Raw genomic sequence first — 13,194 nt, 5'->3', positions numbered from 1 at the left:
CCGCCATGACCTGCCTCCGTCCGGTCGACGACGGCACGGCCTGGGTCTTCCTGCCGTTCGCCGGCGGCAACGGGGACTGGTACTACCCGTGGCTGCGGCTCCTGCCGCCCGGCGACGGGATCTGGACGGTCAACCTGCCCGGCCGCGCCCGGCGGCCGCTGGACCACGCCGAGACCGACCCGGTGCGGGTGGTCGCCGAGCTCGTCGGCGCGCTGGACGACGTTCCCGGGCGGCCGGTGCTGTTCGGTCACAGCCTGGGCGGCTCGCTCGCCCACGCGGTCGCGTACGCGGCAGAACGGGCCGGGCGTGAGATCGGCCTCGTCGCGGTGTCGGCCGCCACGCCGCCGGACGGCCGCGGCGGGACCGGCGACCTGGACGACCGCACGCTGATCGCCCAGCTCACGGACCTCGGTGGCACACCACCGGAGGTCCTGGCCTACCCCGAGCTGCTCGAGATCATCCTGCCCGCCCTGCGTGCCGACCTGCTCCTGGCCGCCGCGCTCCGCCCGGCCGGGAGGGTCCGAGCGCCGCTGCTGGCCCTGGCCGGGACCGACGACGTCGCCGCGCCCGCGTCCCAGGTAGCGGCCTGGGCAGAGCATGCGGAGGACTGGCAGGGCCTGACCGAGCTGCCTGGTGGACACTTCTTCCTGGAGCAGCACGCCGCACAGGTCGTCGAGGTGGTCCGGCGTACCGCCCGACGAACGAGCGCCGACCTTCGACACTAGCCGATGGGATATCGATGAGCGATGCCGAGCCGAGCCCGGCGACCGGGGGCGCCGACCGCCGGGCCGTTCCCTCGACGACCACGTGGTGGACGTGGCTGCCGGGGCTGGTCGCCGCCGGGTGCCTGGTCGCGGCGGTCGTGGCCGGCGGGCACCCGGTCGTCGGCCCGGTCGTCATGGTGGTCGCGGCCGCTCTGATCGCCGTGCGGGCCGCGAAGACCGGGCCGCGGGGCAGCGCGCCGTCCGGCGCTCCGAGCGTCGCTGCGCTCGCGGTGTGCCTCGTGGCCGCGATCTGGCTGCTGCGCGGTGCCGGGACCGTGCTGGGGGCCGCCGGCGTGCCGGGGGCTGCCTCGGTGGCCCTGTGGCCGCTCCCGCTCGTCGCCGCCGTCGCGCTGTACGTGCCGGCGAGCCGCGTGCGCAGGCTCGGGCTGGTGGACGACTGGTTCCGCCGGGGTACGACGAACCGGGCGGGCCTGTGGCTGACCGCCGCGATCGTGCCGGTCTCCGCGCTGGCGCTGGTGGTGTGGTCCCAGGCGGTGGGCGAGGACGGCAGCGGGCACGACGCCTACCGTCAGCTCCTCGCCGACCAGGGCCCCGTCATGGTCGTGCTGGGGGCGCTCGGGTTCTCGTTCGTGAACGCCGCCGCCGAGGAGTGCGCGTACAACGGGGTGGCGCAGCGGGCGTTCGGGCGCGACATGCGTGGCGCGGCCGCGGTGGTGCTCGCCGCCGTGATGTTCGGCGCGTCCCACTGGTACGGGTTTCCGAGCGGCTGGTGGGGTGTGTTCCTCGCGGCGGGGTACGGGCTGGTCCTGAGCGCGCTGCGCCACGTATCGCACGGGCTGCTGCTGCCGTGGGTGGCCCACGTCCTGGCGGACCTCACCATCGTGGCCGTGCTCCTGATGATCTGGTGAGCCAGGATCCGGTGAGGCCCGTGGCCCCGGCACCGCCACGCGGCCTGGACGAGCTGTCCCTGCCCCGGACCGGCATGCTGCACGTGTGGTGGATCCCCGCCGCGACGGCGTCGGCGGTGGACCGTGGTCTGCTCTCCACGGCGGAACGAACGCGGGAGGCGGCCCTGGTACGCCAGGAGGACCGGGACCGTTTCGTGGTCGGCGCGGCAGCGGTACGCATCCTCGCCGGTGCGGCCTCGGGCACCTCACCAGAGGCGGCAGTGGTGCACAGGCGGTGCGGCGGGTGCGGTGGCGACCACGGGCCGCCCGGGATCCCCGGGTACGAGATCTCCGTGACGCACTCCGGCTCGTGGGTGGGGCTGGCGTGCGGCACCGGTGGCCTGGTGGGTCTCGACATCGAAGAGGTCGGGCGCGGCGACCTGGCCGACCTGGCGGGCGAGATCCTCGCGCCGGGCGAGGTGTGCGCGCCGTCCGGCCTGCTCACCCGCTGGACCCGCAAGGAGGCAGTGCTGAAGGCGACGGGCCACGGGCTGCGGGTGGCCCCGACGGAGGTCGTCGTCGAGGAAGGGCCCGGCGGGCCACGGGTGGTGTCGTTCGAGCGTTGGCCCGAGGTGGGCAGATGGCGGCTGACCGCGCTCGCGGGTCCGCCGGGCACCACGTCGACCCTCGCGACGTGGTCGGCCGGCGCCCCGCGCGTCGTGGAGCTCCAGGTCGAGGCCCTCGGACCGACCACCGCGTAGATCGCCACCGTGCGCGATACGTTGGCGCCATGCCAGTCGTCCTCCACCGTGCGTCGCGCACGGACCTCCTTGTGCGAGGGCTGGGGGACCTGCTCGCGGAGCCCCTGGAGGACCCGTTCGCCACGGAGGTCGTGGTCGTGCCGGCGCGCGGCGTCGAGCGCTGGCTCGCGCAGCGCCTCAGCCACCGGCTCGGCGCCGCCCCCGGGCAGGACGACGGGGTGTGCGCCGGCGTTGACCTGCGCTCGCCGGCGTCGCTGTTCGCCGACGTCACGGGCACCCGGGACGAGGACCCGTGGGCACCCCAGGCCTTGACGTGGCCGCTGCTGACGGCGGTCGACGAGAGTCTCGACGAGCCGTGGGCGGCACTGCTCGCCCAGCACCTGGGCCATGGCGTGCCGGGGGAGGAGGGCGACCTGCGCCGCGGTCGGCGGCTCGCCGTCGCGGGCCGCCTGGCCCGCCTCTTCGCCGGGTACGCGACCCAGCGTCCGGCGCTCGTCGCCGACTGGGCCGCGGGCCGGGACACCGACGGGTGCGGGCGCCCGGTCCCCGCCGACCTCGCCTGGCAGCCGCCGCTGTGGCGTGCGCTGGCCGAGCGGGTCGGCGCCGAGCCGCCGCATGCTCGGCAGGCCGCCGTGGTGGAGCGGCTGCGCACCGACCCGGGTGCCTTCGACCTGCCGGGGCGGCTGTCCCTGTTCGGCCACACGCGCCTGGCCTCGAGCGAGGTCGAGCTGCTGGGCGCACTCGGCGGGCACCGCGACGTGCACCTGTGGCTGCCGCACCCCTCGGCGCGGCTCTGGGCGGCGCTCAAGGACCTCGGCGGGCCCGTCGACCGGGCCGCGGACCGCTCCCACGAACGCGTCGGGCACCGGCTCCTGGCCACGCTCAGCCGGGACACGCGCGAGCTCCAGCGCACCCTCTCGGTGGTCGAGGCGCACGACGAGCCGGTCCCCGACGAGCCGGCCCACGACGAGCCGGCCCACGACGAGGCGCGCCCGTCCACCCTCCTGGGGATGCTGCAGCACGACCTGCGGGCCGACGCCGTCGGCGACGCGGCAGCCCGCCCGCTGGACCCCGCCGACCGGTCGGTCCAGGTGCACGCCTGCCACGGCCCGGTCCGGCAGGTCGAGGTGCTGCGCGACGTGCTGGTCGGCCTGCTGGCCGACGACCCGTCGCTGGAGCCGCGCGACGTGCTCGTCATGTGCCCCGACATCGAGACCTACGCGCCCCTGGTCACCGCGGCCTTCGGGCTCGCCGACGTCGTCGGGCCGCAGGGCCACCCCGCGCACGGCCTGCGCGTGCGCCTCGCGGACCGGGCGCTGGACCGGACCAACCCCCTGCTCGCCGTCGTCTCCCGGCTCCTCGATCTCGCGGGCGGGCGGGCCGGCGTCGGCGACGTCGTGGACCTCGCCCACGCCGAGCCCGTGCGCCGCCGCTTCGGGTTCCGCGACGACGACCTGGACCAGCTCGCCCGCTGGGCACGGGAGACCGGGGTGCGGTGGGGCTTCGACGCCGAGCACCGCGCCGACTTCGGCCTGGCCGACTACGGGGCCGGCACCTGGCGGGCGGGCCTGGACCGGCTGCTGGCCGGCGTCGCGATGTCCGACGACACCGGCACCTGGCTGGACCGCACCCTGCCGCTCGACGACGTCGGCAGCGGGCAGGCCGAGCTGGCCGGCCGGACGGCTGAGCTCGTGGAGCGGCTGCGCGACGTCACCGACGCGCTCACGGGCGGGCACCCGCTCGCGCACTGGCTCACCGTGCTCGAGGACGGCGTCGGGGCACTCACCGCGGTCCCGGACGCCGACGCCTGGCAGCTCGCGCAGGTGCGGCGCGAGCTCGCCCGCGTGCGCGCCGACGCGCCCGACCCGGCAGTGACCCTGCGGCTGCCGGACGTGCGCGCGCTGCTCACCGACCGGATGGCGGGCCGTCCCACCCGCGCGAACTTCCGCACCGGCACGCTCACGGTCGCCACCCTCGTGCCGATGCGCTCGGTGCCGCACCGCGTCGTCGCCCTGCTGGGGCTCGACGACGGCGTGTTCCCACGCGTCGGCGTCACCGACGGCGACGACGTGCTCGCGCGCGAGCCGCGCACCGGGGAGCGCGACCCCCGCAGCGAGGACCGCCAGCTCTTCCTCGACGCGATCCTCGCTGCCACCGAGACCCTCGTGGTGACCTGCACCGGCGCCGACGAGTACTCGGGTCAGGCCCGCCCGCCCGCCGTGCCGCTCGGCGAGCTGCTCGACGCGCTCGACGAGACGGCGCACACGCCCGACGGCCGCCCCGTGTCCCAGGCGGTGACCGTGCGGCACCCGCTGCAGCCCTTCGACCGGCGCACCGTCGAGCCCGGAGCCCTCGTGCCCGGGTCGGCCTTCACGTTCGACCGCGCCGCCCTGACCGGCGCCCGCGCCGCGGCCGGCCCTCGCACACCGCCGGTGCCGTTCCTGGCCTCGCCGCTCCCGGAGCCCGCGCCCTCGGACGACGGCGTGGTCGCGCTCGACGACCTGCTCGCCCTCTACCGATCCCCGGCACGCGGGTTCCTCACGCAGCGCCTCGACGTCGGCAGGGCCTGGGACGAGGAACCGCTCGACGACGGCCTGCCGGTCGAGCTCGACGGGCTGGGCCGCTGGGCCGTGGGCGAGCGGGTGCTGCACGACGTGCTGTCCGGCACCCCGCTCGCCGACGCCGTCCAGAAGGAGTGGCGGCGCGGGCAGCTCCCGCCCGGACGCCTGGGCTGGCGCCTCCTGCGCGGTATCGCGGACGAGGTGGGCCCGCTCGCCGAGGCCGCCGGAGGGCTGCGCGCGAGCCCAGCACGAGCCGTGGACGTCGACGTGGACCTGGCCGACGGACGCATCCTGCGCGGCACCGTGCCAGGGCTGCACGGCGACCGCCTGGTCTCCGTGTCGTACAGCAGGCTCGCCGGCAGGAACCGCCTGCAGTCGTGGATCCGGCTGCTGGCGCTCGCGGCGTCGGACGACGACCGCCCCTGGGTCGCCTACACGCTCGGTCGACCCGCGAACCCCCGCTCGCGTGGGACCTGGCAGGGCTCGCGCCTGGGACCGCTCGACCACACGGCCGTGGACCTGCTCCGCGACCTGGTCGCACTGCGGGACCGCGGCCTGACCGAGCCGCTGCCGCTGCCGGTGGGGGCGTCGCTCGCCTACGCGGAGGCGCGCCGGACCGGCGCCGACCCCGCTGACGCGCGGTTCCGCGCGGGCCAGCGGTGGGCGGGGCAGAAGTGGGTCGACGGACGCCCGGAGGGCGAGGGCGCCCGACCCGAGCACGTGCGCGTCCACGGCCCCGGCGCCCCGCTGCCCGCGACCGGCGAGGAACCGCGGCCCGGCGAGGAGTACCCGGGGGAGACGACCCGGTTCGGCGCGCTGGCGATGCGCGTGTGGAACCCGCTCCTTCAGAACGAGAGGTTCAGCGACTGATGGACGTCCTCGACGGGGGCTTCGACCGTGTCTTCGACCTGGCCGGGCCGCTGCCCCGGGGCACGGCGCTGCTGGAGGCGAGCGCGGGCACCGGCAAGACCTTCGCGATCGGCGCGCTCGTGACCCGGTACGTCGCCGAGGGCGTGGTACCCCTCGACCAGATGCTCGTGGTGACCTTCGGCCGCGCCGCGACCCAGGAGCTGCGCGACCGTGTGCGCGGCGCCCTGCTGCGGGCCGAGCGCACGTTCGCCGCCGCGCTGGCGGGTCGCGACACCGGCCCGGTCGACGCCGTCCTGACCGCGCTGCTCGACGTCGACGCCGCAGAACGGGCCGCCCGGCACCGGCGGCTGGCCGACGCCCTCGCGGCGTTCGACCACGCCACCATCGCGACCATCCACCAGTTCTGCCAGCTCGTGCTGCGCTCCCTGGGCGTCGCCGGGGACACCGAGCCCGGCGCGGAGCTCGTCGAGTCCCTGGCGGAGCTCACCGTCGAGGTGGTCGACGACGTGTACCTGCGCCGGTACGGCAACGCCGAGCAGCCGCCACTGTTCGACCGGGCCTGCGCGCTCCGGGTCGCCACCGCCGCCGTCGAGGACCCGCGTGCCGCGCTCGCCGACGCCGACCCGGCCGACGCCGTGGGCTCCGCCCGTGTCGCCTTCGCCGAGGAGGTGCGCGCCGAGATGGAGCGCCGCAAGCGGCGCCTCGGCATCCTGTCCTACGACGACCTGCTGGGCCGGCTCGCCGACGCCCTCGACCCGTCCGCCGACGGCGGGAGCGCTGTCGGCGCGCGCATGCGCGACCGCTGGAAGGTCGTGCTCGTGGACGAGTTCCAGGACACCGACCCCGTGCAGTGGCAGGTGCTGGAGCGGGCCTTCGGCGGCGGACGCTCGCGGGCCGACGCGCAGGCCGAGGCGATGGTGCTGGTCGGCGACCCCAAGCAGGCGATCTACGCGTTCCGCGGCGGCGACGTGGTCGCCTACCTCGACGCCGCCCGCGGTGCCGGCACGCGTGCGACGCTGGGGAGCAACTGGCGCTCGGACGCACCGCTGGTCGACACCCTCGGCGTGCTGCTGGGCAACGCGGCGCTCGGCCACGACGAGATCGTGGTGCACCCGGTGACGGCCGAGAGCGCCGGGAGCCGGCTGGCCGGCGCTCCCCACCCTGCGCCGTTCCGGCTGCGGCAGGTGCCGCGTGACGGCCTGCCCCAGTACAAAGGGCTCGTCAAGGCGGTCCCTGCACGGGAGCACGTGGCGAGCGACCTCGCCGCCGACGTCGCCGGGCTGCTCGCCTCCGGCGCGACGTGGGACGGCCGCCCCCTGGTGGCGGGCGACGTCGCCGTCCTCGTCTCCGCGCGGGCGCACGGCCGCCTGGTGCAGGACGCGCTCGCCGCGCGCGGAGTCCCCGCCGTGATGTCCGGCGGGGACGTGTTCGCGACACCCGCCGCGGACGAGTGGCTGACCCTCCTGGAGGCGCTGGAGGCGCCCCACCGCTCGGGACTCGTGCGCGCGGCGGCCCTGACCTGCTTTCTCGGCCGGACCGCCGCCGACCTCGACGCCCGCGGCGAGGACGCCACAGCCCGCGACGCCGACACACTGCACGGCTGGGCACTCCTGGTGCGCCACCGGGGCGTCGCGGCGCTCCTGGAGGCCGCGGAGGAGCGCGGCCTGAGCGGCCGCCTGCTCGCCCGGTCGGAGGGCGAGCGCCTGCTGACCGACGTGCGCCACCTCGGCCAGCTCCTGCACGAGCTGGCCGTCACCGAGTCGCTCGGTCTGACCGCCCTGCTGGCCTGGTTCCGCGACGAGCGCCGGCGCACGGGCGCCACCGAGCGGCCCAGGCGCCTGGACTCCGACGCCGCTGCCGTGCAGATCGTCACCGTGCACGGCAGCAAGGGGCTCCAGTATCCAGTGGTCTACCTGCCGTTCGCCTACGACAACTACGCGCGCCCCGTCGACACGGCGCTCTACCACGACGACCACGGCGCACGCACGATCGACGTCTCCGGGGCCGGTGCGCAGTGGGCCGCGCGCTGCGCTCTGCACCGCGCCGAGGAGGACGGCGAGGAGCTGCGCAAGCTCTACGTGGCCCTGACTCGCGCGCAGTCACAGGTGGTGGCCTGGTGGGCGCCGACGTCGAGCACACCCACGAGCGGGCTGCACCGCCTCGTGTTCGGCCGCGTGCCCGGCACGCGAGCGGTGCCGGGCACGCAGCCGGTCAAGGACGACGAGTACGTGACCCGGGTGCTGCGGCTGCTCGAGGAGCTGGGTGGCCCCGCGGCCGAGCTCGCGGTGCCCGCGGTCGCGTCAGCACCCGCCCCGGTGGCCCGGCACGCGCCGTTCGAGGTGCGCACGTTCGGCCGTGAGGTCGACACGGCGTGGCGCCGCACGTCCTACAGCGGCCTCATCAGCTCCGCCGCCGACGAGCCGGCCGTGGGCAGCGAGCCGGAGGCCTCTGGTACGGACGACGAGCCGGCCGCGCCGGAGGCCGACACCGACGAGGCCCTCGTGCTCGACGCCCTCGTGCCCGACGCCCTCGTGCCCGATGTCGGCGCGTCGCCCCTGGCCGACCTGCCCAGGGGCGCCACCTTCGGCTCGCTGGTGCACGCCGTGCTGGAGCACGCCGACCCGTTCGCTCCCGACCTGGGCGCCGAGCTGCTGGACCACGTCACCGAGCAGCTGCGCTGGTGGCCGGTCCCTGTCGACCCGGCGCAGCTCGCCGACGCGCTCGTGCCCCTGCACCGCACGCCGCTCGGACCGCTGGCCGACGGCCTGACGCTCGGCCAGATCGGCCTGCCGGACCGACTGCGCGAGCTGACGTTCGAGCTGCCGCTCGGTGGCGGCGACCTGCGCGGCCGCGGCGCTGAGGCGGCGAGGCTCGGCGACCTGGCCCCGCTGCTGCGCGCCCACCTGCCCGCCGGGGACCCGCTCGCCGCCTACGCCGACCGGCTCGAGCAGCCCGAGCTGGGCGACCAGCCGCTGCGCGGCTACCTCACCGGATCGATCGACGCCGTCCTGCGGCTGCCCGCCGGTCGCTTCGTGGTGGTCGACTACAAGACGAACTTCCTCGGCCCCGCCGTGGCCGACTACGCGCGGCCCCGGATGGCGGAGGCCATGCTGCACTCGCACTATCCCCTGCAGGCCCTTCTCTACGGCGCGGTGCTGCACCGCTATCTGCGCTGGCGGCTGCGCGGCTACGACCCCGACACCCACCTGGGCGGGGCGCTCTACCTGTTCGTGCGCGGCATGGCCGGGCCGGACACGCCCTCAGTCGACGGCAGCCCTGCCGGCGTGTTCTCGTGGCGGACGCCGACGGCGCTCGTGCTCGCGCTGTCCGACCTGCTCGACGGGTCGGCGGGGGAGTCGGGGAAGGAGGTCGCATGATGCCCGTGATCGAGCGCTGGACCGGCGACGACCTGCACGACGCGCGGCTGGCGCTGGGCGCCACCGGGCTGCTGCGTACCTTCAACGCCGCCGGGGTGCTCACGGCCGCCGACGTCCATGTCGCTCGCCGCACCGCCGACATCGTGGGCGAGGACGACGACAGCGTGCGGCTCGCCGTCGCGCTCGCGGTGCGGGCGGTGCGGCAGGGGTCCGTCTGCGTGGACCTGGGCTCGTTCGGCGACGCCGCTGGGCCCGACGGACCTGGCGAACCCGAGAGCGATCCCTTGCCCTGGCCCGCGGTCGAGGGCTGGCTGGACCGCGTCGCGGCCAGTCCGCTCGCTCGGCGCTCGGTGGTGCGGGCCGACCTGGGCCTGCTCTACCTCGACCGGTACTGGCGCGAGGAACGGCGGGTGCGCGACGACGTCGTCGCGCGGCTGGCGGTCCCGGCCCCCGTGGTCGACGAACCGCTGCTGGAACGGAGCGCCGCGCGGCTGTTCCCCGGTGCCGCGTACGCCGAGCAGCGCGCCGCCGCGCTGTCCATCGCGCGCCGGCGCACCACCGTGCTCACCGGTGGTCCCGGGCGCGGCAAGACCACGACGGTGACCGGCCTGCTCGCGCTGCTGGCCGAGCAGGCGGAGCACGCGGGCGGGCGGCGGCCACGCATCGCGCTCGCCGCGCCCACCGGCAAGGCCGCCGCGCGGCTGCAGGAGGCGGTGGCCGAGGCACTCGATGCCCCCCCGGAGGCCGGACGGCCCGGGTTCACCCCCGACGACCGGCGCCGGCTCGCCGGTCTCCAGGCGGGCACGTTGCACCGGCTGCTGGGCAGGCGGCCCGGTTCGGACACCCGGTTCCGGCACGACCGCGCCAACCGGCTGCCCCACGACGTGGTCGTGGTGGACGAGACGTCCATGGTCTCGCTCACGCTCATGGCGCGGCTGCTGGAGGCCGTGCGGCCCGACGCGCGGCTCGTGCTCGTGGGCGACCCCGACCAGCTCGCCTCCGTCGAGGCCGGTGCGGTCCTCGCCGACCTGGTCACCGGGCTCGGCGAGCGGGACGCCGACGCCGTGGCCGCCCTGGTCACGGACCACCGTTCGGAGACCGCGGCGATCACCCGGCTGGCCGCCGCGATCCAGGCAGGCGACCCGGACACGGTGCTCGCCGAGCTGGCGGCGGGCTACGGCGCCGTGCGGCTCGTGCACCCCGACGACGCGGCCGGGCTCGCCGGGCTCGAGGACGACCTGACCCGGCACGCCGTCGACGTGCGCGGCCTGGCGCTGGCCGGCGACGCGGCAGGCGCGCTGGCCGCGGCCGAGCGGCACCGGCTGCTGTGCGCGCACCGGGAAGGCGCGTGGGGCGTGGCGCACTGGAACCGGCAGGTCGAGCGCTGGCTCGGCGAGGCCTCCGGCACCTACCTCGGGGCCGCGGTCGGCACCCGGTGGTACCCGGGGCGGCCGGTGCTGATCACGGCCAACGACTACGGCCTCGGCCTGTTCAACGGGGACACCGGCGTGGTGGTCGCCGAGGGTGAGGACCTGCGCGCCCACATCAGCGGCGGCTCCTCGTTCGCGGTCTCGCGGCTCGGCGACGTCGAGACGCTGCACGCCATGACGGTGCACAAGAGCCAGGGCAGCCAGGCGGAGACGGTGACCGTGCTGCTGCCGGACGAGACCTCGCCGCTGCTGACGCGCGAGCTCTTCTACACGGCGGTCACGCGCGCGCGACGGCAGGTGCGGGTGGTCGGCACACCGAAGGCGGTGCGCGCCGCCGTCGACCGCCGTGCGCGGCGGGCGACCGGGCTGGCGGAGCGGTTGCGGGGCTGAGTTGCGGGGCTGAGCAGGGACTGAGCTGGGTTGGAGCAGGGGTGGGGCAGCAGGGCCTGGTCAGGCGTCGGTGAGGTGGATGAGCCCGGCGAGCGTCGGGCGGAAACCACAGGACTCGAGATAGAACTTCTCGAGGTGCGGCTCGAAGTCGACGAACATCCACTCACAGCCTGCTGCCCTGGCTTCCTCGGCCGCACGACGCACGACCGCTGAGCCGATTCCGTGCCGCTGGTGAGTGGGACGCGTCTTGGTGTCGATCAGGAAGGCGTGGTCTCCGCCGTCCCACGCCACGTTCACGAACCCCACCAGCAGACCGCTGTCGCTCCGGGCAGTGACCCACCCCAGCGAATGACCTCGGATCCGGTCCCACCATCCAGGATCAGCAACGCCGCCGTGGGACTCGGTGAGGTCGACGATCTCCTCGTCCGATACCGGCCGGCGCCAGTCCAGGACGACTTCAGCTGTAGGCATGGTGCTCCAGCGTGACGATGATCGGGGCTGTCGGCAACGTCTTTCGAGGGGGCGGCGGCGTCGGCGAAGGCCGGCGGACCAGGTCGGTCCCAGGGCGGTGGCAGCGCCATCGGTGGATATGGGGGCAGGCCAGCTTGTAGGCCGCCTGGCATGCGGCGGTGGGATGGCCGCTGGTCCGCAGGATCTCCAGACGTCCGAGGTCCTGAATTGCCTCATGAAGAGTTATCCACAGATTTCAGTTTGGCCCTGCAGGCCGTACGAGTGTTCGAGATAATGGGATCGGCGAACAGGCGACGACGGGCTAGGGGGTGGGTGCTGGTGGTGCAGTCGACGAACGGGACGGCGCCTGGTGGTCTGCCTCCTGGTGGTCTGCCTTCTGCTCGGTCGGTCGAGGACGCGTTGGCGCGGATCGAGGACGCGGTAGCTGACCTCGCGGTCCTGACGGACCCGGGGGTGTTGGAGGGGTGGGACGCACCCAGTGTGGGCCGGTTGGTCGAGGCGCATGCCCGGATTCGTCGGGTGACCGGCCGGTTGGACGGTGTCCGATACACGGTGCTGCCTCGGATCGAGGCGGAAGGTTCGTGGCGGTCGGGTGGTGTGGCGCGTACGTTCGCGTCCTGGCTGCGGGTGCGTGAGGGTGTCTCGGCTGGGACGGCGCGTAAGGACATGCTGATGGCCCGTCGTTTGGTCACCGCACTGCCGGTGACGCGGGAACGGTTGGTCGCGGGAACCGTGGGTGTGGATCATGTGCGGGTGTTGACGGAGGTCGCGCCGACCAGTGAGACGCGTACGGATGCGTTGGCGTGGTTGATCGATACCCGTACGGGTGAGACGACGACACCGGAACAGTTCGTGCAGAGCGTCGCGGTGGACGTCCCGGACCCGGTGGATGACCCGGACGGGTCCCGCACCCGTGAGGTGGTCACCCGGGTGCTGCAGGACGCGGTCACCGACGGGACGCTGGTCACGGGTGAGGGCCTGGTCCTGCGGGAGGCGAACGTGCTCAACGCGGATCAGTTCCGGGTGGTGGCGCGCCGGTTCGCGTCGGTGACCGACCCGGATACCGACGACATCGACGACGACAAGGCGGCCCGGGGTGAGTTCCTGGACCTGTCCAAGACGTTGGGTGGGTATCACGTGGCCGGGTTCCTCACTGACGAGCACGGCCTGCTGGTCCAGAGCGCGCTGACCGCGGTGATGGGTGCCCCGGCCGCGGAGGACACCCGCACACCGGGGCAGCGGCGGGCGCAAGGGTTGGCTGATGTGGCGCGGGTCGTGCTGGACACGAACCAGGCCTCTCCGGGCGCGGCGATCGCGCCGCACCTGCATGTCACGGTGTCCTGGACCGAGCTGGAGACCCAGGTCACCCGCACCCGAGACGGACTCTGCCTGACCTGCGGAAACCCGACCACGCGCGGAAACCAAGCCGGTACCACCAGCACCACCAGCACAGCCGGCACGACTGGCACGACCAGCACGACTGGCACCACCAGCACGGGCGCGGTCGGCGCCACGGGCACGGCCGGTACAACGTCGCTGTCCGGGTTGCTCTCGGGTGGTGGTGCGGTGTTCACGGAGACCGGTGGTCGTGCGCCACGTGCGTTGTTGCGGCGGTTGGCGTGTGACAGTGCGGTCACGCGGATCGTGTTCGGTCCCGATGGTGCGGTACTGGACGTCGGCCGCGCGCAACGGACCGTGACCGGGCAGATGCGGCGTGCGGTC

General features: G+C 75.2%; 8 protein-coding genes. 7 read left to right on the top strand and 1 reads right to left on the bottom strand.

Translation table 11 applies throughout. The features are described 5' to 3' along the window. The first annotated feature begins 5 nt into the window (after window positions 1-5). The 6 genes from ACYVK7_RS07970 to recD are packed head-to-tail and all read left to right on the top strand — an operon-like array spanning window position 6 to window position 11,001. Window positions 6-725: a thioesterase II family protein gene (locus tag ACYVK7_RS07970; RefSeq protein ID WP_460887903.1), complete on the top strand. Its 720-nt coding sequence runs from the start codon at window positions 6-8 to the stop codon at window positions 723-725. Between the two features lie 14 nt (window positions 726-739). Further along, complete coding sequence (locus tag ACYVK7_RS07965) at window positions 740-1,633, top strand: CPBP family intramembrane glutamic endopeptidase (RefSeq protein WP_460887158.1); 894 nt, start codon at window positions 740-742, stop codon at window positions 1,631-1,633. 20 nt (window positions 1,634-1,653) lie between these two features. Further along, complete coding sequence (locus ACYVK7_RS07960) at window positions 1,654-2,373, top strand: 4'-phosphopantetheinyl transferase family protein (RefSeq protein ID WP_460887157.1); 720 nt, start codon at window positions 1,654-1,656, stop codon at window positions 2,371-2,373. A gap of 29 nt (window positions 2,374-2,402) precedes the next feature. Continuing rightward, complete coding sequence (gene recC / locus ACYVK7_RS07955) at window positions 2,403-5,804, top strand: exodeoxyribonuclease V subunit gamma (protein ID WP_460887156.1); 3,402 nt, start codon at window positions 2,403-2,405, stop codon at window positions 5,802-5,804. Continuing rightward, the gene (locus ACYVK7_RS07950) at window positions 5,804-9,181 is read left to right on the top strand and encodes a UvrD-helicase domain-containing protein (protein ID WP_460887155.1); all 3,378 of its coding nucleotides are present in this window, start codon (window positions 5,804-5,806) and stop codon (window positions 9,179-9,181) included. Before recC ends, ACYVK7_RS07950 begins: the two co-directional genes overlap by 1 nt. Further along, window positions 9,178-11,001, top strand: a complete 1,824-nt coding sequence (gene recD / locus ACYVK7_RS07945; RefSeq protein WP_460887154.1) for an exodeoxyribonuclease V subunit alpha — start codon at window positions 9,178-9,180, stop codon at window positions 10,999-11,001. The genes ACYVK7_RS07950 and recD overlap by 4 nt, the downstream gene beginning before the upstream one ends. A 60-nt stretch (window positions 11,002-11,061) precedes the next feature. Here the strand turns inward: recD and ACYVK7_RS07940 are convergent, their stop codons facing one another. Next, on the bottom strand, window positions 11,062-11,472 hold the full coding sequence (locus ACYVK7_RS07940; protein ID WP_460887153.1) for a GNAT family N-acetyltransferase: 411 nt from the start codon (window positions 11,470-11,472) through the stop codon (window positions 11,062-11,064). 150 nt (window positions 11,473-11,622) lie between these two features. Here ACYVK7_RS07940 and ACYVK7_RS07935 point away from each other — a divergent pair. After that, the coding region (locus ACYVK7_RS07935; RefSeq protein WP_460887152.1) for a DUF222 domain-containing protein at window positions 11,623-13,194 on the top strand (1,572 nt) is incomplete at its 3' end.

It is taken from the genome of Promicromonospora xylanilytica, assembly GCF_054782895.1.
Note: the sequence above shows the minus strand (reverse complement) of the source record. Positions and strands in the feature narration are given on the sequence as shown.

Bases quoted from the DNA above. Each gene is read 5' to 3' on its own strand.
- ACYVK7_RS07970 (WP_460887903.1), top strand. From the start codon at position 6: ATGACCTGCCTCCGTCCGGTCGACGACGGCACGGCCTGGGTCTTCCTG.
- ACYVK7_RS07965 (WP_460887158.1), top strand. From the start codon at position 740: ATGAGCGATGCCGAGCCGAGCCCGGCGACCGGGGGCGCCGACCGCCGG.
- recC (WP_460887156.1), top strand. From the start codon at position 2,403: ATGCCAGTCGTCCTCCACCGTGCGTCGCGCACGGACCTCCTTGTGCGA.
- ACYVK7_RS07950 (WP_460887155.1), top strand. From the start codon at position 5,804: ATGGACGTCCTCGACGGGGGCTTCGACCGTGTCTTCGACCTGGCCGGG.
- recD (WP_460887154.1), top strand. From the start codon at position 9,178: ATGATGCCCGTGATCGAGCGCTGGACCGGCGACGACCTGCACGACGCG.
- ACYVK7_RS07940 (WP_460887153.1), bottom strand. From the start codon at position 11,472: ATGCCTACAGCTGAAGTCGTCCTGGACTGGCGCCGGCCGGTATCGGAC.